Origin of the sequence: Lactobacillus sp. (assembly GCF_051893255.1) — a bacterium.
Classification (GTDB): domain Bacteria; phylum Bacillota; class Bacilli; order Lactobacillales; family Lactobacillaceae; genus Lactobacillus.
Genome location: NZ_JBJFHB010000064.1, coordinates 1 through 21,872 on the forward strand (window position 1 = coordinate 1; position 21,872 = coordinate 21,872).

A 21,872-nucleotide genomic window follows, 5' to 3' on the forward strand; every position below is an offset into this window, starting at 1 on the left:
ACAACAAATATTAGTATACTCGTTTAAATCAATTCGTCAAATCAGCCTTTTTGTCTGTAATTGGCGATAAACACCCGGCAAGGTTGTTTTCAGCTCCCTACTCGCCTGATCCAAATTGTTCAGACATATTCCGATTATCACCCACAAAGGTAAACAAATTGTTCCGAATTTGCCTTTTTTCACTGGAAAAATATCCCGAAATTTTTTCAAAATAAAATCCAGGAAACCAAGTTCCTGGATATCTGCTTCTAAAACCAATAATTTGCGTACCATCCATAAGGAACGGTGGACAAATAAATGTATGCGCAGTTGAGCAGCACAATCAGGATCGGCCCGATATACGGCTTCTCAAACTTCAAATAGTGCATAATCGCCACAATTGCTGCTGGCCCCAGCGTAGTAAAGGCCATATCCCCATTCATCGTCCGCAAAAGCAGCAAGGCGATAAAGCCCCCCACTAGCAAGACTTCGGCAGCCCAAAAGATAATTTGATTCTTGCGGACCCAGACCGCGGCAATCGCCACAATTAAGCCAGCTGCAATCACCAGGATCGCCCATCCAGGCTTAACAACGTCCGCCTGATCCGAATAACCGGTTGAATGTGCCCCCATCATCCACATCACAAAGGCACAAATCGCAAATAAGACACTATTCACTGCCTTTAAGATAAGCGCACAGATTCTCTCACTCTTTGTCATGTCTATCACCTATTTCTTGTTAATTCCTTCACCTAGCTTTTCCTGCTCTATGATATCGTTTTCTTTTTTACTTGGCTAGCTTTTTTAAAAAATTCCTCGCAGCAGCTAAAAAAGGCGTGCCTCTAAGGCACGCCTTTTCTACTTAATAAACTTGCTGATTACCGCTTGCACGGCTTGGGAGTTGTCATGTTTGGCAATGATAGCCAAGAAGCCCTTAGTGGTTGCTTCTTTCAGGTAGTAAGTCTGGTAGTATTCCTTCATCGCGGCAAAGAACTTGGCATCCCCCATCACGCTTCTCAGTTCTGCCAAAAACAGCGATCCCTGGTCATAGTTGCCAGTGCCAGACCCCGTCTTGTCCCAGTAAGCCATTGACCGGTTGACGTAAGACTTTTTGGTCGACTTCAAAGACTTAGCCAGGTCTTCTGCGTATTCTTGCTTGTAAGTGGCAAATTTTTTCTCAGAATAGCCAGCCAGCTTGTTAACGTAGCTGATGCTTGGCAAGTTGCTATAGATGCCATAGTCGACCGTGGCAAAATAGGTTGCAAAGCCTTCATCCAGCCAGCCTTCAGCGTACTCGTCATTGCCCACCGTCCCGTAGAACCATTGATGGGCTACTTCGTGGGCCACGTCTTCTTGAATGGCTAAAAAGTCGCAGTCGCTCTTCTTAGCGGTGTAAATGCTGGACCCGTTGATCATGGCTAACCCCGGGAATTCCATCCCGCCAAAGGCCACCCCAAACAAAGACTCGGTTAAAGAGAGCTCCCGATACGGGTACTTGCCAAAGCGGCTGGTGTAGAGCTTGATGGCATCCCCGGCCACCCGCTTAACGACTTCGTTATAATAGCCAGCATACCTGCCCGGCAGGTAGTAACTCTTGACGGTAATCCCGGAAGCCTTAAAAGTCTTGACCCGGTACTGGTCGCTAGCAGCGATGGCCAGATCGCGGACATTGGCCGCCTTAATCTTGGTCACCCCGTTCTTAGTCACGGCATTCCCGTTAGCCGCTACCACGTAAGACTTTGGCGCCTTGAAGGTTACCGTGTAGTTGCTTACCGCATTATAGCGGTTTTCGCCATTGTCGGTATATGGGTGGGTCAGCCACTTGCCATTTTGGTACTTAGCCAGGTAGAGCCAGCAAAAACTCAGATTGTACAGGCTTCCCTTTTTCAGCTTGGAATAGCCAAAACGGTCATCCCGCTTGGGTATCGCCGTCTTGACCTTAAAAGTCAGCTTGGTCTGCCCGCCAGTTTTCAAAGGAGCAGCCAGCTTCACCTTCACGGAACTATTTTTGCCCAGGCTATACTGAAGCTTGCGCTTACCAGCCGCTGCCATTTGGATCTGGCTGGTTGCCCCCTTTTTCACGGAAGCGGCGTAATTGGTCCGGTCATAAGCCAGATAGCCCTTGGCTGGGTTAACTACTACGACTTCTTTCAGCGCCGCCTTGCCCGAATTAGTCACGGTCATGGTCACGGTTTGCGTGAGGACGCGCTTTTTCGTGTCCAGCTTGGCACTGATTTGATATTGATTAGCCTTAAGCGTATCTGCCTTAACCTCTTTGCCGCTCGCTAAGGTAAAAAACAACCCGCTAGCCAGCATGAGGCCAATTACCTGCTTTTTCATGTTAAAAATCTCCTGAAAAATTACTTTTGCCACTTGGCAACCAGCTTGCTTGGGATGACAAAGCTTTGAGCGCCCATGGACATTGGACCCACTTCGCCTTGGTCAAAGACGATGACCAGCTGGTTCTTCTTGTTGATGTAGAAGTTTTGCTTAGCCTTGATTTGGCTGAAGCCGTCGATGTCGCCCTTGGCCTTGATGAAGTATGACTTGTTCTTGTCCTTCTTCATGGCTTGTTCCATTTGGGCAATGATGTTCTTGCTAAAAGCCTTCCGGTATCCAGGCTTGAACATCCCGCTTAATGTGACCTGCTTGCCGGTCTTCTTGCTCAAAACGTAGTATTGGCTGGTCGTTTGGCTATCAGCCTTTGATACCGTTGAAGACAGGCGGAAGACGTACCAGTTGGCGTTATTGGTTACTACATTAGTCTTGACCGTCAAGCTGCCGTAGCCCTTTTCCTTCAGTGACTTCTTAAAGGCCGCAATTTCTTTGTTGGTTTCCTTGGCAATTGCTTGGTTGATGGCCTTCGTAGACTTTTGGGCTTGCTTAGCAGCCGTCTTGTCGCTGGACTTTACCGTCTTTACCTTAGAAACGGATACGTCAGCTGAGTGGGTCTTGCTTTCGTAGCTGTAGTTTCTAAAGGTAACCAGCTTGAAGTAGCTGCCAATCCCTGGCAATTCCTGCATGGCGTGGGCCACTTGCGGGGTGGTGTTAGGCAGGGCCACGCTGAGCAGGAATGCCGCAGCGATTCCGCCAACCAGCTTGACAATTCCCCGCTTAGCCTTGGCTTGGTGCAAGCTAACTACATTGCTAGTCTGCTTTTGTGCCCGGTTTTCGGCAGCTTCTTTGATGTAATCAACCTTGATCTGCCCCATTGCGTTCATTAAATCTTTGTTTTCCATTGTGATCTGCTCCTTAAATAAATCTATACTCTTTCAATTTCTTGCCTAATTGCCGCCGCATCCGCATCAGGCTGACCTTGACACTCGATTCGGTCAAGCCGTTGCTGGCCGCAATGTCCGCAACTGCATCCATGTAAAAATAGCGTCTGACAAAAATGATCCGCTTCTCCTTAGGAAGCTGCTCCAAGAATTCATTAATGATCTCCGCTAACTTGCTCGTGCCAATCCCTTCCAGCTCACGATTGTCATCCGCCGCTGCTGCCGCTTCTCCAAGTTCGTCCAGCGCGACGGTGTATTTGTTGCCAGCCCGCTTTTGCCGGTTTTGATTCCGAACCATGTTGATGGCGTGGTTTCTGGTAATCCGGCCTAAGTAGGCGAGCAGGCTTTGCGGCTTATTCGGCGGGATGGTCTCCCAAGCCTTCAGCCAGGTATCATTAACGCATTCCTTGACATCCTCTTGATCCGCTAAGATGTTGCGGGCAATCGTGCTGCAATATGCGCCGTAATCTTCTTGGACAGAAGTGAGCGCTGCTTCATCTCTGGCAAAGAAGAGCGCGATAATCTCCGATTCTCTCACTGTCTTCTCCAATCTGTAACTTTTTGTTTTTCGAGGTCCTTTCATCTCCTCACCCTAATAGACACCATTAATTCTCTCAGGTTACACTTTAGCAGATTTTTTTCGAAAAAAATTTTGGGCAAAAGAAAAAGAACCTCCGAAGAGGTTCTTTTAAGCTCTAAAAAATTAGTGCCACTTCACTTCTGGAGTGATCTTGGTCATGCCGTGCATGTATGGTACCAAGACTTCTGGCACAGTAACCGTACCGTCTTCGTTTTGGTAGTTTTCCAAAATTGCGGCTACAGTCCGGCCAACTGCCAGGCCTGACCCGTTCAAAGTGTGGGTCAACTTAACCTTGCCATCTTCGTCGCGGTAGCGGATTTGAGCACGGCGAGCTTGGAAGTCAGTACAGTTGGAGCAGCTGGAGATTTCCCGGTAGGTGTCTTGGGCTGGCATCCAAACTTCCAAGTCGTAAGTCTTGGCACTGGTGAAGGAAGCATCCCCAGTTGACAAGGCCACAACCCGGTATGGCAGGTTCAGCTTTTGCAGCAGGTGTTCAGCGTTGTGGGTCAGCTTTTCCAGTTCTTCCCATGAGTCTTCTGGCTTAACGACCTTAACCATTTCAACCTTGCGGAATTCGTGCATTCTGATCAAGCCGCGAGTGTCCCGACCAGCTGAACCAGCTTCGCTTCTGAAGGCTGGTGACAGAGCAGTCACGTTGATTGGCAGGTTCTTGCCATCGATGATGTCGCCTCTGAAGTAGTTAACAAGTGGAACTTCAGCAGTTGGGATCAAAGTCAAGTTACGTGGAACTTCTGGGTCATCGTTTTCCACGATGGTGTAGACGTCTTCAGTGAACTTAGGGAATTGACCAGTCCCTTGCATAGATTCGTTATTTACCAATGAAGGTGGAATGATTTCCGTGTAGCCTTCCTTGGTGTTTTCATCCAAGAAGAAGTTGTAAACGGCACGTTCCAAAAGTGCGCCGGCACCCTTGTAGTAGACAAAGCGGGCTGCAGAAACCTTGCTTGCAGCATCCCAGTCCAAGATGTTTAAGTCAGTGCCCAGGTCCCAGTGAGCCTTTGGTGCATAGTCAAACTTGGTTGGCTCGCTCCAGCGGCGCACTTCTTCGTTGTAGCTTTCGTCAGGACCGATTGGGTCTGAGTCAGCTGGGAAGTTAGGCAAACGAAGCAAAATGTATTCTTGCTTTTCAGTCAATTCGTCAATGTCCTTGTCCAGGTCCTTGATCTTGGCGCCAACTTCGCGCATGTTCTTGATAGCGTCAGCAGCGTCTTCTTTGTTGCGCTTAGCTTCAGCGATCTTCTTAGAAACTTCGTTTCTTTCAGCCTTCAAGTTTTCGCTTTGCACCATGGCGTCGCGGCGCTTAGCGTCGATAGCTACTAATTCGTCTAATTGCTCAGGCTTGATCCCCCGAGTTGCCAACTTTTCCTTGGCCCAGTCAAGATTCTCGCGAATGACCTTAATATCCAGCATGTAAAACCTCCAGTAAAAAATAAAAAAGCCGACTCGTCCCACAATTGGGACGAATCGGCGCACGGTTCGCGGTACCACCCAGTTTCGGTCTAGTGACCACACTCAAATGGCGCTAACGGTGCCAAACCGTGCAACTATTAATTGCCCACACTATAGAAATCTGGAAACGACGCTCATCCGCTCTCAGCCAACGCGGACTCTCTGTCAGTGGTCTTAGGATTTCGTGTTTGTCTCTATTTTATTCCATTCTGCCAACTTTAGCAAATAGTACTTGGCAGAAAAATTAAAAAAAGGTGGGATTTGCCGGTAGTCGACTTCATATTGCTGGCTAAAGCCCATTTTGGTCAGCAGCTTTTGCGGAGGCAGGTTGTCATCTCGGCAGCAGGCCCAAATTTCGGTGATCCCGCATTCTTTAACCTGGTCAAACAGCAAAGCCAGGCTTTCAGTCATGTAGCCCCGGCCTTCATAAGCTTCATCCAGCATAAAGCCGACTTCCCTAGTGTCTTCTGTTCTAGGATACAGCTCGGCTAGGCCGATCCTGGTTCCGTCTTTTAAGCAGATTAAGTAGCTGGCTGGCCGGTCATGGTAAATTTGAGCGCCTTCTCGCGCCTGTTCCAAATCCTCATAATGGGAAAAGCCAGCCAAATACTGGTAGCGGGAATTTTGGGACCAGGCTAAGAGCTGGTCGGCATCCCCAATTTCGACTTTTCTTAAATAAATTCTTTTTCCTTCGATCATAGTCTTACTTACCCCAGCCACTTGGCCCCATCAACCAGCCCCAGTGGTTAGCCGGTTAATCAGCTTGCGACTTTGTTCTGGACTCATTTTTTCCTCCGTAAATAATTAGTCTTATTTTAGCAAAAGCTATTCTATCCGGAAAAGATTTTTGGCAAGTTTAAGCCAATCTTAGCAGATTTTCTTCACTAAAATAATTAATAAGCTAGACAGAGTCCTTTGCTTTTAGTATATAATAATCTTAATAAGCGTTGTTCTAGAAAGGGTCCAATTATGGTTGTAACTGTCAAGAATATTGTTTATGACGAAAAAAATGGCTTAAAAACCGATCTCTACTATCCAAACAATACTGACTCGCAGACGAAGATCCTGATCCTCTGGCATGGCGGGGGCTTTTTCAGAGGAAACAAGGAAAGCATGAAGGACATAGCCATTGACCTAGCCAATGCCGGCTTCATGACCTTCGTGCCGGACTACCGGCTGGCACCGCAAAATGTCTTCCCGGCTGCCCATGACGATGCCCTGAGCTTCGTCTCCTGGCTCTTGACCTCCGACTATACCGACGTAGGCGATGAAAACAATATCGTTCAAATTGGCTCGTCCAGCGGCGGCAGCTTGGCCTTAGAAGTCGCCGGCATCTACGGCTTCCCGACCATCACCTGGTCAGCCCCAGTTGACTTCAGCAATTGGGTCAAGCAGCATCCTGCCGTTCAGCCATCCGTCAAGGCTGGCGAAGAACTAGGCTTAACCGAGCAAAAAGCCATTAACGAGTCCTTTTACAAGTACTTCACCCTGACCTATGCCGGACAAGACAACGAAAATGTTTTGGCAAAAATGGATGCCAAAAGCTATGATTACGGCAAGCTTGGGCCCCTCCTCATGTATAATTCAGCTGAGGAACTGGTTGAACTAGCTGGGGTCTACGACTTCGCCAGCTTTTTAGCCAAAGACGGCCACCCCGTGGAATTAAAAATCCTGCCTGGAAACGGCCACGCCATGGATTATGGGCGCGAGCGCTTAAGAGAGAGCATCAACTATTTAAAATATTTCCAAAAAATGAAAATTGGTGAGAACTAACATGATCAACATTCCTAAATTTATCCAAATCCGCAAGTCTTTAAAACTGTCCCAAAACGAACTGTGCCGGGGAATCTGTACTCAGTCCACCCTGAGCAAGTTTGAAAATAATGGACAGATTCCATCCTTCAAGATCTTAAAGCAGCTCTGCGACCGCATGAACATTTCTTTATCAGACATCATGCTGACCAGCACGGAAAGTGAAATTGCCCAAAAGCTCTTTAAGGCCGACTTTTACTTCATCACTTTTGACTACGACAAGATCAAGAAGCTGCTCAAGCAAATTAACCCAAAGAAGATCAAGGACAAGGAAGACCTGCTCCATTACTACTACCTGGAAGGACAACTGGCCTTGGACAGCGAGCATAACGACGTTTCCGCCCTCTTTTACTTCAACAACATCCTGACGGCCGAAAACCTGAAGGCAGACAACATCTACCGCCTGCTGGCTTTGAAGGGCTGCAGCCAGGTTTACGCAACGCAAAACGATTTGGACAAGGCCAGCCACTACTTTGACCAATTGGTGGGGCAAATCAAGAAGGTCCCAATCGAGGACGAATTGCGGCAGCTGCAAGTGATGTCGATTTTGACGGCGGCTGGGGAATTCTACGGGGCTGAGAAGCGCTACAAGCAAGCCGATGACCTGCTGAACTACGCTTACGACCTAGCTTCTAAGCACCACATGGTTTACTTCGTGGCTAGAGTCCTCTACCAATTGGCCCTGGATGACTTAGCCCAAAAGCGGGACAAGAAGATTGCCTTAGAGCACTTGAACGATGCCCTGGCCTTTGCCCGCTTGAACAAGAACGAAGTTGTTTTGGAAAATGGGCAAAAGCTGCTGGAGGAGTTGCAGTAGAATAAAAACTCAAAGTAAAAGCTAGATCACGTTATGTGGTCTAGCTTTTTATTGCTCTTATTTTTGTGCCTGGCGATATTTAGTGCCGCGGCCCCGTCCTAATTTAACAGCGTAACCTTGTTTAATCAACTCGTTTAAAAGTTTTACAAGTTTGCTTCTACTAAAACCGGTTACTTGCATCAGGTCAGAAGTTGCTAAGGGGATGCTTTGAAGAGAATCGTATACTAATTTCAAGTCACCAGTTAAGCTAGCTTCATTTTGAATTACCGGCAAAATGATTTTGATCGAATTCTCAGAAATAGAGAACTGAGGCTGTATAGTGCTGTCGCTGTAGCTAGTAAGAATTCGCTGAATCCCAGTACCAAATTGCTCAATAATTTTAAGTCTAAAGAAAATGTTGGCAATTATCGGATTTCGTAAAACTGAGATTTCGCCATTTAAGTAACTTTCTTCGCTTAAGCCTTGAGGCAAATTGCCAGGAGAGGTAATTTCGATCCGATCATCAAACATTGCTACTTTGATTTGAGCATTGATTGCCCAATTCCGGTGAACCAGGGCGTTGGCCAAGGCTTCACGAAAGGCATCTTCAGGAATCAGCTCAAACTTTTGCCGGTATGCGCCAACGACTTGCTCATACTGGTAGTATTGCTGGTATTTGGTGATAGCTTCTTCGTACTCTCTCAAGATAGATTCCTTTTCAAAGATTATCCGTTCTCTCATGGTATTGATGTCGCTTCCAAAGCGTACCATGTCAATCCCGCGAAAAGTATTTTGATCAGCAAGGAGTTCCCCTGCAATTGTGTATCCTAAACCTTGTTCATAGAGGTTGAGTGTGATTAGAGTATCACGAGTAAGATCAGATATGCCTAAGTCTCGCTGAAAAGTTCTCTTCAAAAATTCAAAGGTCAAATCTTGGTCAGGCGCTGGTAGGCTGTCGTATGAGCGGTTTTGACCCTTTAAAATTAATTCAGACAGTTCTAAAGGATCGACTTCAATTGAAGAACTATCATTGCGTTTGTAGGCCTTAGACTTGTAAAAATAAGGGGGAAACTTACCTTGATGGACGGTCAAAACAACTAAGTTCCTGTCTGAGTCAATATCTAAATCATATTTGGGATTAGGCTTGATAGCATCATTAATTGTATTTTCGATTTTTAGACAAGTAGCTACTGGATCATTAATTCCCACAGCCCTCCCAAAGTCGGTTAGGCCAAAAATAATTTTACCGGTTCCATAGTTGGCATAAGCGCTAACGGTTCTGAGAAATGTATTAGATACTTTTTCCTTAAATTCTAGATTTTTAGTTTCACGCATTTGCATCTTCTCCTTGCTTAATACGAAAAGCTAATTGTGTTTTTTACGTATTAATTTTAACACGTAAATCTGCTTTTACGTGTTTTTTGTACACGTAAAAAAGATGAAAAGCTAATTGTGTTTTTTACGTATTTATTAAACACGTAAAAAAGCTAGACCACATTACGTGATCTAGCTTCTTTCACTTAATTAGGCAGGCCTTCTACTTTTCTTGTAGAATCTAACCTTAAAATAGGTGTAGATTGCGTCTATCAGCAAGATGACATCCAACGGGATCATCATGAACAGTACGATTGGTCCCGACCAGATACAGCCGACTACGTTAGCAAAGACGGCAATCAAAATCGGACCTACAGCATACCAATAGCCAAGCTTTTTTAACCACCACAATTGGCAATTACGATAAAAAGGAGCCATTGAAAGGCCAGCAATCACAGCCAACGACACGATAATCAAAATTTCATTGGTGTTCATTTTTCTGTCTCCAAATCTATCCTTTCTTTTGCTTCTTAATTTGCAAGTAAGTGTAGTACATTGCACCCAAATAAAGTAAATCATCACAGATAAACTTCATAATTTCAAAGCCTTTGGCACTTTGAAAAACGTACGCGTTAAAAGCACCAAAGATTACTAACAGGATCGCTAAGTTCCAGTAGCCAAGCTTAGCAAAAAAACGCCCTTGAACTTTTTCAATCAACGGAACCATTCCCAAAACTATTACTAGAAAAATCCATAACAGTAGATCTAACATATCAACTTGCATCTTAATCCCTTATTTCTATAATCTGTCCACATATTGTTTATTTTTTCTTTCTAAAATAGAAGTTTAATAATCTCCATTCTTCTCCCAATATACATGCTACAGCCTTATAATATATTTGGTCTTATCTTACCACAAGCGCTTTCCCAAAAGCGATAAAACTCTCCCTTTAAGATTGAAAAGTAATAGTAAAAGACTAGACCACAATAAAACGATCTAGTCTTTTAAATTACTTACGTTTGATCAAGTTAGCTTTTAGTCTTACTGTTCTTGTAGCGTCTTACTCTAAAATAGGTGTAAATTGCATCAATGAGCAAGATGACATCCACAGGGAGCATCATAGCTAGCATTGCCATGCCAGACCAAATGTAGGTCCCTACGTTAGCAAGGACTACGATCAAAACTAGCACCATTACGTTCCAATAACCTAGTTTTTCTAGTAGCCATACTTGGTAGTTACGATAAAACTGAGTTAACAAGAGCGCGATCAGTACTACAAACACTAAAACAATCAAAACCTCATTAGTGTTCATTTTATAACCTCCAAAGACTTATGCTTTTTATCAATCTACAAATAAATAGCATATATCATCCTAAATATAGCAGATTGGCATCAATAAGACAATTGCATATATTTTTTAACGCCTTTAAGATTACGCATATTAGCAATAACTAAAGCTTGCCAACAAGTATACTACTTGTAGACATGGAAAGAAAATCCAGCTACATAATTGATATCAGTATAAATCTTACTCTTCTTGTGTTTATTATTGTAATTAATCAGTTGACGCTCGAAAGTATCAACATACATACTAAATGCCTCAGTTAAAGTAGACGCAATTCCATGGCCGGTGACAGCTGTGATTGCAGAAACCAAAGTCGAAATCGTTGAAGTATTTCCAGCCATTGAAGCAAACCATCTCACACCTGCATTAGACGTGAAATAAACTCTAACGCCCCACCAAAACGCTCTTACATAGCAACCACTATGAAACTTCATTGCCCCTTTTACTTTTGAGGCTTTGGATACGTATGCGGCTCTAGTTGAAACTGATTTCGTCTTAGGATCAATAACTAGATTGTCTTTTTGGATATCTGTATTAACTTCAGATAGCTTTGACTCTACAGCGGCTTCAGTACTATCCGAGAGCTCATTCTGGCCAGCCTTTGATAAAACATACTGGTTGTTTGAAACTTCAACGTACTTATTCGCTTCTTGAATCTGCTTTGTTGACAAGCTAGTACTTGTTGCAGTTTGAGTCGTATCCTGACTATCAGCCAAAGTAACTGTTGGGGTTGCTAAAATTCCACCAACCAAACCCAAAACTAACACACAGCAGGAAAACTTTTTCTTGATGTCCATTTTATTAACATCTCCTCTTAAATTTACTCATCTCTTTTTTTCTTACAAGTAAATTATATTCCATAGTAAAGAGAAAAAAATAATATTAGAGTTTTTGTTAAGGAATTATAACGATTTTTTCCATTTGGAAAATCAAGACTATTTTATTTCTGTTTTAGCATATTAAAGGACGTTTAGTAAAATTCGGCACTAATCTATCAAGCTTATCAGCTAATTTAGTTGACTCTAGGAGATTGCCATTTAATAATAGTAAATAATAATCTCCTAATTCAAGATATATCGCCAATTCGGGTAATTTAGAAAGACTTCTAAGCAAGTTGACATATTTTATTCCCAGTTCTAAAGATTGATCTTGAGTAAGTAAGTATAAAAAGTTTGCTAATATTATTGCTATCTTTTTTTGCTCTCTTATTGGGAACTGATCAATATGATAGTACTTTTGATAAAGAGAATCCATTAAGCACAAACCTATCGGAATTTTTACCCAAGCAATAGTGTTAGCAAATCTTTGTAATAAAGATATATCTTCAACCCAAGTTCCGCTAGATAAGAATAACTCTTTTACCCATTTCTGGTCACTGATACTAAGTTGGTGTGCTTTTTTCTCAGATTTAGAACTTTGTTGATAATATTCTCTTTCAATTTTTTCATCTAAAGTTTGTTCATCTCCGCCATATTCTAGCTTAGAATAAAAAGACTCGATAGATATCTTTCTTGCCACAAGCAGCTCGAACAAATCTGTAGCAGACGGGATTTGCATCCCATGCTCCCATTTTGAATAGTGTGATACAGAAATCCCAGTATCCTTAACCATATTTCTCTGAGTTAAATTAAGTCGTCTTCTTTCCAAAAGTAACGCTTCATTTATCTTCATTTTTCTACGCCATTAGATACAAACAACTTTTTTATACGATATATAATATACCCACTAATATCACTAATACAAGCATTATTTTTCTACTATTAGGAAATGGAACTTCCCTTTTACCCACCCCAAAAATAAAAATTGTGGAACCTACCGTCCCACAATTTTTCTGCTGTAATCACAAATTTCGTAGTCATCATCTGCGCTATCCCGCCAATAATCCAGTGACCACTGGCAGATGCTTTTCAGCAGCGGAATCAGTGACTTTCCCTTCTTAATCAGCGAGTATTCCACCCGCGGCGGAATCTCATCATAAGAGTGCCGCTCCAGCAGCTGGTTTTGCATCATCTTTTTTAAAGTGTCCGCCAAAATTGCATCTGTCACGTCACCCAGTTCCTTTCGCAATTCGCTATAGCGCAGACTCTGCTTCTGATTTAAGACGCACAAGACCCGTGATTCCCATTTTCCTGAAAACATCTTTAACCCATATTCCAGCGGACAACGGATATCTTCCGCAACTTTCTTTTGATACATCTGCTCACCTCGCGCCCCTTAGAATACACCAAAACCAACTTTTTTACCGGCAAAATGCTCAAAAAGCCCGATGAAGCAATTACTTGCAAATTTAATAGTTACTCATTAATTTGTTTACAAGTTTAAACGAAGGAAAAAGGCGCCTATACTAACAAGTGCGCTAAGGAAATACCTAGCGCACTTATTATTAGGAGGCAAAAATATGAGCGAAGTAAAAGCTTATTTACAAATTACGATGACTGTTAACCCCGAAAATCGGGCAGCCGTAGCCAAGGTTTACCACGACTACCGGCAACCCTTCTTAGACACCATCCCTGGTGCCTTAACCAAGGAACTTTTAGTTAGAGACGAAGACGTCCAAGTCGTTCACGGCTTTGACAGCCTGGACCACGCCAAGGATTACCTGACTTCTGACCTCTTCACCCAGAAGGTGGCACCAGGCCTTAAGCCAACTTGGGCCGATGAACCTGACATCCGCCTTTACACTGTAGCCTAACCTTTATTCTAAAATCAATCCAAAACTTTCCAATATAAAAACGCCTCCCGAAATCTGGGAGACGTTTTTTAGATGGTGCCAAAGCCAGTTACGACCCGGCTTGGGCAGGAGTTAAAGTCGTAAGTCTTCAGTTCTTCCAATTCCTTGTTACCGTCAAAGTAGGAAGTTACCCCTTGAGAGATCATCAGGTTCATGACCAGCTTCTTTTCTGGGTGCTGGGTGAAAGGAATCAGGATGACCGGTTTGTGCTGAGCCCGCATGAAGCCAATTTCAAAGGCACAGCCGTCATCTAATTCATCCATATCGTACAAGAAGACCCCGCAGTTGGCCATGGCAATGCCGTTCAGGTCGTTTTGGAAAGTTACCCTTTGCCAGAGCTGGCTTCTTTCTTCGCCAAAAGCCACGTTTGGATCTTCATCGGGATCAACGAATTGTTGATCAAAGGGGAAGTGGACGCTTTCCACCGTTGGGTTTTGGGCAAGCAGTTCTCTTACTTGCTTGGCAAAGGCTTGGTGGTGGTCTCTATGAAAAGATGAGCCTAAGTAAATTCTGGCAGTTGCAATCGTCATAATTTCTTTTCTCCTAACTAGTGGACGCTTAAGTAGTCCAAAATGGTGTAAATCGCCTGCTTGTTGGCAGCCGGAACTGGCCTTTCCATGATTTCAGCCGGACTTTGGTGCAGGTCGTTGCCTTCTTCAGCATAGGCCCCATCGTTGATCACGATTTCGCGCACGTTGTCATCTTCTGGCTCTAAGTGGAACTGCAGGCCCACCACGTTGCCATTGACCAAAAAGCCTTGGTTATCCAAGAGGTCGCTAGAATAAAGCAGAGTGCTGCCTTCTGGCATCTCGAACATGTCCTGGTGCCAGTGCAGAGCCAGCAGCTTTTCCGGCAGACCTGGCAAGGCGTCGCTTTGCCGGTAAACTGGAGCCCAGCCCACTTCCTTGTGGGCCGCCTGGTGGACGCTGGAGCCCAGGGTCATGGCAATTTGCTGAGCGCCAAGGCAGATGCCCAAGATCGGAATATGACTCTTCAGACATTCCGCAATCAGCTTCCGCTCTTCAGGCAGCCATGGCAAGTCGTCGCCTGGACTCATTGGCCCGCCCAAGATGACCAAAAGGTCGGTTTCGCTGGCCTTCGGCAAAATGCCAAAGTTTTCTGGATGGTAGATGTAAAACTTGTGCCCCCGCTCCTTGATCCAAGACTTGATGGCGCCTGGACCTTCGTTAGGGGTGTGCTGCAAAATATTAACCCGCATGATTTTTGTCCTTTCAGTTCAAGTTATTTTACCATGTTTTGCCGGTTTATTCCCTACTATACCGGGCTTTTTGACTTTTTTAGCTAAAAATCCTAAAAAATTATTCCAAATTTTCTCTATACCAGATCTGGAAAGCGGTTTATAATGGACTCGTAAGGCTTTGTGAAATTAATTGTGATAAAGCGATAAAAAAGCGTCAACACGCTATTTGTTTGAGAAAGGAAGCTGAACAAGCGATGGCAAAATACGCATCTGTCAATCCATATACCAATGAAGTTTTCGCAACCTACGAAAACCCAACTAAGGACCACGTAGAAGACTCCCTGGCCCTGGCCCACGCCCTTTACAAGAAGTGGCGCCACGAAAATCCAAGTGTCCGGGCTGAGACCTTGAAGAAGATTGCGGCTAAGTTTACTGAGAAAAGAGCAGAAATGGCCAAGATCATGACCCTTGAAATGGGGAAAAAGCTGAGCGAGTCTCTTGAAGAAGTAGACATCTGCATCGGTATCATGAACTACTACGCAGACCACGGCCCAGAGCTCTTAAAGCCGGTTGACTTGCCTAACCCATACGGCCGCGCCTACTACTTAAAGCAGGCAACCGGGGTCATCATGGCCTGTGAACCATGGAACTTCCCCCTTTACCAGGTAATCCGGGTCTTTGCGCCAAACTTCGTTGTCGGCAATCCTATACTTTTAAAGCACGCCCACAATGTGCCGTCTTCTGCCAACATGGCCGCCAAGCTGGTCAGAGCGGGCGGGGCTCCGGAAGGTTCTCTAATTAACCTCTTTTTGAGCTATGACCAGTTAGACGAAGTGATTGCTGACCCTCGCGTACAAGGGGTGGCCTTGACCGGGTCTGAACGGGGCGGGCAATCCGTTGCCGAACATGCTGGCAAGAACCTGAAGAAGTCCACTATGGAACTGGGCGGCAACGACGCCTTCATCGTCTTAAGCGACGCTGATCCTACTGTGTTAAAGAAGGCCTTGAGCGACGCTAGAAGCTACAACAACGGCCAAGTCTGCACCTCCTCCAAGCGGATGATCGTGGTTAAAGACCGCTATGAAGAAGTCCTAGAAGACATGAAGGAAGTCTACGAAAACCTGAAGTGGGGCGATCCGCTTTTAGACGAAACCACCCTGCCGCCAATGAACTCTGAGTCTTCCAAGGAAAAGTTGCAAAAGCAAGTTGACCAAGCCATCGAAGGCGGGGCCAAGGTCTACTACCAGTACCCAGAGATTGACTCAAAGGGTGCCTTCTTCAGACCGATCATCTTGACCGACGTTACGAAAGACAACCCGGTCTTTGACCAGGAAATGTTTGGGCCAGTCTGCGTGGTTTACAAGGTGGAAGATGAAGACGAAGCCATTGAACTGGCTAACGACTCTAGCTACGGCCTGGGCTCATCCGTCATTTCCAGCGACATCAAGCACGCTGAAGAAGTGGCGGCCCAAATCGAAACGGGGATGACTGTGATCAACGGTCGCTGGATCACGGACGGTTCTCTTCCATTTGGCGGGGTCAAGAAGTCCGGCTACGGACGGGAATTAAGTCCGCTGGGACTTGAAGCCTTCGTCAACGAGCACCTGGTGATCGACTTTACCGACCAAAACAGCAAATAGTTAATTTAAGTTTTCAACAGCTAATCCACAAGAAAACAAGAAAACAGCATACAAGAAAATAATAAACAACAAAAGGCCTGATTTCCTTTGGAAATCAGGCCTTTACTTTTATTCCACATAATCCTGCTTATTTTGCAGCTGCTGGACGATGTTGACGATGGTTAAGATCGTGGTCAAGATAGAGACCATGATCAAGAGGTAGCCGGATACGCCGATCGCCACGGCATAATTTTTCAAGCTGGAAACAGCTTGACCCATGTAGGAGTCAGTTGCCGTTGCTTGGGACAGGCGGTAAAAGAGGTAGATCAAAACGCCACTTTCAAAGACTGAATAGAGCGCCCCCTTCACATTGTCCCAGGTCTGCTTCTGGCTGACCGCCAGCATAATGAAGATTGGCATCAAGAGCAAGATAGCCAAGGTTAAATACAGGATCAAGGCCGGGACGAAGTTCCCTGCACTAATCTGTTTGTTGGCCACTTCGAAAAAGACACTGGCTACGGTCAGCTTAGTCTTAGAAGTCACAAAGCCGGTCCCCATGAATAGCAAAATCAGAGTAATGGCGCTGGTCAAGTAAATGGAAAGCTGCACAACGGTAAATTTGTGGGGCTTCTTCACCTTCTCCTTAACCTCTTCAACCTGCTTTTCCACTTGTGGATGAGCTTCGATGAATTCCTCGTTCTTTTCCTCAAGCTCATCTTCTTTAGAGTCAAAGGCGTTGAAGACTTTAGAGAATTTTTCCTTCAGCCAATCTGTCAGGTTGCGGTCGACGGGATATTGCCCACCGGTTTTGTGTCCGGCCCAGACTAAACAGCCCATGGCCAGCACAAACAAGATCCAGCCAAGTGGCCGGGAGAAGCTCATGACAATTAAGAGACCAACGGCCACTAAAAAGGCAATGGTCGTGTTGTCTCTCAGCCACTTGATGATCCCTTCCACAATTGGGTTGTTTTCAACCGAGTTGGTCTTGCTCTCCTTGCGGTAGGCCGACCGGCTGAGTTCAGGCTTAGATTCTAACTTTGTTTCCTTTTTGGCTTCTGGGTTTGTTTCTATTTCTGTTTCAGGCTTGACTGCAGTTTGTTCAGTGTTGACAATCTTTTGGAGATTATCGACAGTTTTCGTCTTCTCGAGATCAGCCGCCTGCTTATTTAAATAGTCCTGGCGATATTTTTCCACATTGAATCCACAATTCGGGCAGAACTTTTCCTGACCCGGCAAGCTGAATCCACAATTTGGACAATTTTCCATAGATGCCCTCCTCGGTTAATCTATCCACCATTATAGCATTTCCTTCATCAAGCAAAAAAGAACTCATTCTCATGAACGAGTTCTTTAAGCTTTATTTAGCTTTTAAGCTAGTTGTTGCTGTTTAACTTAGCCTTCTTCTTGCCAAATGGCCACTTCAGCCATGGGAAGCCTTCGTAAGTCAGCTTCGTTGCTGCTGATAAGTTGATTGGCATCAAGAAGACGAGGATTGCTAACCCGACGATGACGCCGATGGCAACTTCGATCAAGGTTGGCACGCCGGATGGGATCAAGGCTGCGAAAGTACCACCCAAGATGATGGCGGCAGAGATGACAACCGTCCCGATAACCGTACATGCTTCCAAGATCCGTTCACTCGGCAGAGCATGGTGGTCGCTATCACGGTACCGCATCATGACGAAGATGCTGTAGTCAACGCCCAAGGCAATCAACATGATGAAGGTGAAGAACGGAACGTTCCAAGCCAGCATGCTTCTGTGCATGATGGCGTTGACCAGCCAGCGGGTGATTGAAAGTGAGCTGACGTAAGCCAGGAGCAAGGTACCCAAGATGTAGAGTGGTTGCAAGAGGCTGCGAGTTACGAAGATCAAGGCAATGCCGATCCCGATCAGCATGATGGCCATGGTTCTCGTAAAGTCGCCGCTGGCCGTGTTCTTGGTGTCTTCGATGGTTGAGCTTTGACCGCCCATTTCAACGTCAGCCTTGCCCAGGTCAGTACCCTTCAAGGACTTGCGAGCCATTGCGCTCAAGGCTTGTGAGTGCTTTGCGGCACTTTCAGAACTTGGGTTAGAGTCCAGGATAATGATGATCATCGCACTCTTCTTGTCTGGGCTGAGCAGAACGCTGATTGACTTCTTGATATCCTTGTTGTTCTTCAAAACAGAGTTAGGAATGTAGAAGGTGTCTGAAGCTGGAGACTTGCGCAGACCGTTCAGGTAAGAGCCGGCTGAAACCAAACCGTTGTTAACGGCAGTCAAGCCGCTAGTGATGGCTGGCGTCTTGTCAGCCAATTGGCTAGCACCGTTCTTCAGCTTGGTCGTACCGCTTGAAAGCTTTTGTGAGCCTTCTGCCAGTTGACTAGCGCCGTTTGCGCCTTGAGCCAAGCCGTTCTTGAGCTGACTAGCACCGCTGTAGAGGCTGTTAGCACCAGTTGCCAGCTTGCTTGCACCGTTGACTAATTGGGCTGCCCCAACCAAGCCGCTGTTTAAGCCGGCTGACAGCTTGCTTGCACCGCTAGAAAGCTGGCCAGCACCGCTGTTAACCTTGTTAGCGCCGCTTGATAAGGAGCTTGCGCCAGTAGTCAAAGTACCAACGCCGCTGTTGAGCTTAGCTGCACCAGTGTAAAGGCTGTTAGCACCGCTGTTAACCTTGCCGACACCAGCGTAGAGGCTGTTAGCGCCGCTTGCCAAAGTACCAGCACCGCTGTAAAGACTAGCAGTACCACTTGATAAGGTACCGGCGCCGGTGTAAAGACTGTTGATGCCAGTGTTCAAAGTGCCTGCACCAGTGTAGAGGCTGTTGGCACCAGTGTTGACTTGGCTGATGCCGTTGTAGAGGCTGTTAGCACCAGTATCAACTTGCTTTGCACCTGCAGCTAGCTTCATGGCACCAGCTAAGCCGGAGCTTAAACCGCTGTAGAGGCTGTTGGAGCCGGTGTAAAGCTGGTTGGCACCAGCGTCCAGCTTGTCAACGGCTGCTTGCATTTCACTGATCTTGGACAGACCAGATGACAGGCTTGAGATCCCGCTTTGAGCCTTAGTGTTCAGCTGACTAGCACCAGCTGACAGGCCTGCTACGCTGGTCTTCAAGGTTGACAAGGTTGATGACAGACTGTTCAAAGAACTAGTTGAGTTAGTCAAGCCGCTCAGTTCACTCTTAGCAGTAGACATTGTATTGTTAATCGTCGTTGCTGAGCTGCCGGCAGTTGACAAGTTGGCACTCAAGGAAGCAAGTTCCTTTTGCAATTCTGCCTTCAGAGCTGCATCTGAAACCTTGTTAATTGAGGCAGACAGAGCGGCTGCATTAGACTTGGCACCATTCAAAGAGTTGGCCAAGGTAGTTGCTTGACTAGACAGACTTTGCAAGCCAGATGCAACTTGGGAAATCTTAGAAGTGTCAATGCTTCCAATATTAACTGAACTTACGGAAGAGTTCAATTGCTTTAAGCCGCTGTCCAGTTGAGCCAAGCCGTCTGACAATTGAGTCAATTGACTTGAATCCAGGCTGCTGCTTTGAGCTTGCAGCTCGCTCTTCAGCTGGTCAAGACCTGCTACCAAGGTCTTCATGTTGGTGGTCAATTCACTAGCACCGTTAGTCAGCTTTTGCGTGCCAGTGTAAAGTTCGTTAGCACCGCTGGCCAGGCTGCTAGTGCCGCTAGTCAAGCTAGAGCCACCAGACAAGAGGCTAGCCGTACCGTTCTTCAAAGTTTCAGTACCGCTGTACAGACTAGCTGAACCAGTCTTCAGCTTGCCAGCACCCGTGTAAAGGCTGCTTGCACCGCTGTTAACCTTGCCAGCGCCGCTGTAGAGGCTGGCTGCCCCGGTGTTCAAAGTACCAGCGCCAGTGTAAAGACTGGCAGTACCGTTCTTCAAGGTCTTGGTACCGTTGTACAAAGTAGTCGTCCCGTTTTGCAGGGTCTTAGAGCCGCTGTAAAGCTTGCCGGCACCACTTGCCAAAGAGCTAGTCCCGTTCTTCAAAGTCTTAGCACCGCTAGACAAGGTACCTGCGCCATTAGCCAGCTTCTTAGTACCGCTGTAAAGGGAGTTGGTCCCAACGGCTAAAGTCTTAGTACCGTTGTAAAGGGTACCTGCACCGTCGTACAAGGCAATTGAGCCGTTGTAAAGCTTAACCGTACCCGTGTATAGGCTCTTAGCCCCATCAGTCAAGGTATCAGTCCCGCTGGACAAGGTATCGGCACCGCTAGCTAGCTTCTTAGCCCCGCTAGTCACCTTTTCGCTACCCTTGGTTAACTTGGAGACCCCCTTTTCCAGCTTGTCAGTACCGTCAGTAACTGACTTCATCTGCTTCTTCACGTAAAGCAAGCTGATCTTTTCGTTGTATGGTTCGGTTACGGAAATAACCTTATCAACGCCTTCAGACTTGCGGAGCTTTTGCGTCAATTCGTCGATCAGCTTCAAGTCCTTTTCATTGTCCAGGGTGTGGTTACTCTTGATGTAGAGATATGATGGCATCGCCATCCCCTTTGAGTAGTGCTTTTGCACCAGGTTCAAGCCAACCTTGGATGGGGTTGAGTCAGAAATTTCAGCCGTATCGTCGTAGTTTAAAACGTTAGAGTAAGTAACGAAGAATGGCGCTACGACTACCGCTACCGCTGCCAAAAAGACGATTGGCCGCTTCAAGGTAGCACTGGAAATCCCGTGCCAAAGCTTGCTTGGGTTTTCACCCGTGAAGGTCTTGGTTGGCCAGAACATCTTCTTGCCCAGCGTCATCATGAAGAATGGGTTCAGGGTCAAGAGGACAATCAGCAAGACCAAAACGCCGACGGCAACACCGGAAGCAGACCGGTAAACGGAGAAGTTTGCCAAGCCTAAGGCTGAGAAACCGATCAGGATGGAGGAGCCAGAGTAAAGGATGGTCCGGCCAGCCTTCTTGATCGAGTCTCTCGTCGCATCCGGCACACTAAAGTCTTTCCCCAGGTCCTCTTTAAAGTGGTTATAAAGGAGGATGTTGTAGTCCGTCCCAATCCCGAAGAGGACGATCACCATAAAGACTTGCGTGAAGTTGGAGAATGGGAAGTTTACCTGGTTGACCAGGTTGGTTACGATTGAGAATGAAACCAAGAAGGAAACCCCAACCGTGAGCAGTGAAACTAGTGGCACCACTGGTGACTTGAAGACGATGATCAAAACGATGAAGATGAAGACGACCGTGATTAATTCAGTCTTCTTGATCCCTTCTTGAATTGAAGTCGTAAAGTCATTGTTCAAAACATCAGCACCAGTGACGTAGGTCCGCACCCCGCTAGTCTTCACGGCACTGTTGATCTCATCGTAAACCTGGGAAATAGTCCCGTGCTTCTTGGAGATGTTCATCTGCATGACCCAAGTCGTGCCGTCTTTTGACTTCATCAGCTTCTTGGTCGCGATGTTGTCTTGCGGAGCTAAGTAGTCCTTAATCCCGTACTTCTTCTTGTTGCTGGTTAAGCGATCGATGGAAGTCTGAATGTTTGACTTGTCTGCATCGGTCAGCTTGCCATCTTTCTTGTTGAAAACAACTGCAACTTCGTAAGTATTTTTCTTCTTACTACCCCATTCATTCTTAATTAGTTTGGCAGCTTCGCTTTCTACGCTGCTTGGCAGGGAAATCTCACTGTGAGCCCGCGTCAAGGAGTCAACGTTTGGCAAAGCTACTAAAGAAATTACCAGAATGAGGATCCAGGCAATTAAAGCGCCTAGATGGTTCTTCAGTAGTTTCTTCAACTTAACTTTTCCTTTCTTTTTAC

General features: G+C 45.9%; 21 protein-coding genes. 4 read left to right on the forward strand and 17 right to left on the reverse strand.

What is annotated here, in order from left to right; translation table 11 throughout:
• Window positions 1-248: 248 nt before the first annotated feature.
• The 6 genes from ACI4WN_RS05355 to ACI4WN_RS05380 all read right to left on the reverse strand — a co-directional run bounded on the left by ACI4WN_RS05355 (window position 249) and on the right by ACI4WN_RS05380 (window position 6,005).
• Window positions 249-698, reverse strand: coding sequence for a hypothetical protein (locus tag ACI4WN_RS05355; RefSeq protein WP_439777290.1), 450 nt, complete (start codon window positions 696-698; stop codon window positions 249-251).
• A gap of 138 nt (window positions 699-836) precedes the next feature.
• A complete protein-coding gene (locus ACI4WN_RS05360) occupies window positions 837-2,318 on the reverse strand; it encodes a M1 family metallopeptidase (protein WP_439777291.1) in 1,482 nt (493 codons plus the stop codon).
• Window positions 2,319-2,338: 20 nt separating this feature from the next.
• The gene (locus ACI4WN_RS05365; protein WP_439777292.1) at window positions 2,339-3,217 is read right to left on the reverse strand and encodes an RsiV family protein; all 879 of its coding nucleotides are present in this window, start codon (window positions 3,215-3,217) and stop codon (window positions 2,339-2,341) included.
• A gap of 13 nt (window positions 3,218-3,230) precedes the next feature.
• Window positions 3,231-3,794 (reverse strand): RNA polymerase sigma factor, encoded by a 564-nt coding sequence (locus ACI4WN_RS05370; RefSeq protein WP_439777293.1) that lies wholly within the window; start codon window positions 3,792-3,794, stop codon window positions 3,231-3,233.
• Between the two features lie 165 nt (window positions 3,795-3,959).
• Window positions 3,960-5,267, reverse strand: a complete 1,308-nt coding sequence (gene serS, locus ACI4WN_RS05375) for a serine--tRNA ligase (RefSeq protein ID WP_439777294.1) — start codon at window positions 5,265-5,267, stop codon at window positions 3,960-3,962.
• Window positions 5,268-5,480: 213 nt separating this feature from the next.
• On the reverse strand, window positions 5,481-6,005 hold the full coding sequence (locus ACI4WN_RS05380) for a GNAT family N-acetyltransferase (RefSeq protein WP_439777295.1): 525 nt from the start codon (window positions 6,003-6,005) through the stop codon (window positions 5,481-5,483).
• A 270-nt stretch (window positions 6,006-6,275) separates the two neighbouring features.
• Here ACI4WN_RS05380 and ACI4WN_RS05385 point away from each other — a divergent pair, with 270 nt between their 5' ends.
• Both ACI4WN_RS05385 and ACI4WN_RS05390 read left to right on the forward strand, forming a co-directional pair.
• Window positions 6,276-7,079: an alpha/beta hydrolase gene (locus tag ACI4WN_RS05385; protein WP_439777296.1), complete on the forward strand. Its 804-nt coding sequence runs from the start codon at window positions 6,276-6,278 to the stop codon at window positions 7,077-7,079.
• A gap of 1 nt (window position 7,080) precedes the next feature.
• On the forward strand, window positions 7,081-7,935 hold the full coding sequence (locus ACI4WN_RS05390; protein ID WP_439777297.1) for a helix-turn-helix domain-containing protein: 855 nt from the start codon (window positions 7,081-7,083) through the stop codon (window positions 7,933-7,935).
• A 57-nt stretch (window positions 7,936-7,992) separates the two neighbouring features.
• On the opposite strand, the gene ACI4WN_RS05395 is transcribed toward ACI4WN_RS05390, so the two are convergent.
• From ACI4WN_RS05395 to ACI4WN_RS05425, 7 genes are all read right to left on the reverse strand, one after another.
• Complete coding sequence (locus tag ACI4WN_RS05395; RefSeq protein ID WP_439777298.1) at window positions 7,993-9,249, reverse strand: ATP-binding protein; 1,257 nt, start codon at window positions 9,247-9,249, stop codon at window positions 7,993-7,995.
• Between the two features lie 189 nt (window positions 9,250-9,438).
• Entirely contained in the window at window positions 9,439-9,723 is a 285-nt protein-coding gene (locus ACI4WN_RS05400; protein WP_439777299.1) for a hypothetical protein, read from the reverse strand.
• A gap of 16 nt (window positions 9,724-9,739) precedes the next feature.
• A complete protein-coding gene (locus ACI4WN_RS05405; RefSeq protein ID WP_439777300.1) occupies window positions 9,740-10,012 on the reverse strand; it encodes a hypothetical protein in 273 nt (90 codons plus the stop codon).
• A gap of 245 nt (window positions 10,013-10,257) precedes the next feature.
• Window positions 10,258-10,542 (reverse strand): sodium:proton antiporter, encoded by a 285-nt coding sequence (locus ACI4WN_RS05410; protein WP_439777301.1) that lies wholly within the window; start codon window positions 10,540-10,542, stop codon window positions 10,258-10,260.
• Between the two features lie 161 nt (window positions 10,543-10,703).
• Entirely contained in the window at window positions 10,704-11,372 is a 669-nt protein-coding gene (locus ACI4WN_RS05415; RefSeq protein WP_439777302.1) for a hypothetical protein, read from the reverse strand.
• Between the two features lie 154 nt (window positions 11,373-11,526).
• Window positions 11,527-12,246 carry a helix-turn-helix domain-containing protein gene (locus tag ACI4WN_RS05420; protein WP_439777303.1) on the reverse strand — a complete coding sequence of 240 codons (720 nt, stop codon included), beginning with the start codon at window positions 12,244-12,246 and terminating at the stop codon, window positions 11,527-11,529.
• 141 nt (window positions 12,247-12,387) lie between these two features.
• Window positions 12,388-12,771 (reverse strand): winged helix-turn-helix transcriptional regulator, encoded by a 384-nt coding sequence (locus ACI4WN_RS05425; RefSeq protein WP_439777304.1) that lies wholly within the window; start codon window positions 12,769-12,771, stop codon window positions 12,388-12,390.
• 202 nt (window positions 12,772-12,973) lie between these two features.
• Here ACI4WN_RS05425 and ACI4WN_RS05430 point away from each other — a divergent pair, with 202 nt between their 5' ends.
• The gene (locus ACI4WN_RS05430; RefSeq protein ID WP_439777305.1) at window positions 12,974-13,267 is read left to right on the forward strand and encodes an antibiotic biosynthesis monooxygenase family protein; all 294 of its coding nucleotides are present in this window, start codon (window positions 12,974-12,976) and stop codon (window positions 13,265-13,267) included.
• Between the two features lie 68 nt (window positions 13,268-13,335).
• Here the strand turns inward: ACI4WN_RS05430 and ACI4WN_RS05435 are convergent, their stop codons facing one another.
• Window positions 13,336-13,836 carry a nucleoside 2-deoxyribosyltransferase gene (locus tag ACI4WN_RS05435; protein ID WP_439777306.1) on the reverse strand — a complete coding sequence of 167 codons (501 nt, stop codon included), beginning with the start codon at window positions 13,834-13,836 and terminating at the stop codon, window positions 13,336-13,338.
• Window positions 13,837-13,853: 17 nt separating this feature from the next.
• Window positions 13,854-14,525 (reverse strand): type 1 glutamine amidotransferase, encoded by a 672-nt coding sequence (locus tag ACI4WN_RS05440; RefSeq protein ID WP_439777307.1) that lies wholly within the window; start codon window positions 14,523-14,525, stop codon window positions 13,854-13,856.
• 236 nt (window positions 14,526-14,761) lie between these two features.
• Between ACI4WN_RS05440 and ACI4WN_RS05445 the strand changes: the two genes are divergently transcribed.
• Window positions 14,762-16,147 carry an NAD-dependent succinate-semialdehyde dehydrogenase gene (locus ACI4WN_RS05445; RefSeq protein ID WP_439777308.1) on the forward strand — a complete coding sequence of 462 codons (1,386 nt, stop codon included), beginning with the start codon at window positions 14,762-14,764 and terminating at the stop codon, window positions 16,145-16,147.
• Window positions 16,148-16,255: 108 nt separating this feature from the next.
• Here ACI4WN_RS05445 and ACI4WN_RS05450 read toward each other — a convergent pair whose 3' ends face one another.
• Together ACI4WN_RS05450 and ACI4WN_RS05455 are read right to left on the reverse strand one after the other, a co-directional pair.
• Window positions 16,256-17,320: a zinc ribbon domain-containing protein gene (locus tag ACI4WN_RS05450; RefSeq protein ID WP_439777309.1), complete on the reverse strand. Its 1,065-nt coding sequence runs from the start codon at window positions 17,318-17,320 to the stop codon at window positions 16,256-16,258.
• 179 nt (window positions 17,321-17,499) lie between these two features.
• On the reverse strand, window positions 17,500-21,849 hold the full coding sequence (locus ACI4WN_RS05455; RefSeq protein ID WP_439777310.1) for an MMPL family transporter: 4,350 nt from the start codon (window positions 21,847-21,849) through the stop codon (window positions 17,500-17,502).
• Window positions 21,850-21,872 lie beyond the last annotated feature (23 nt).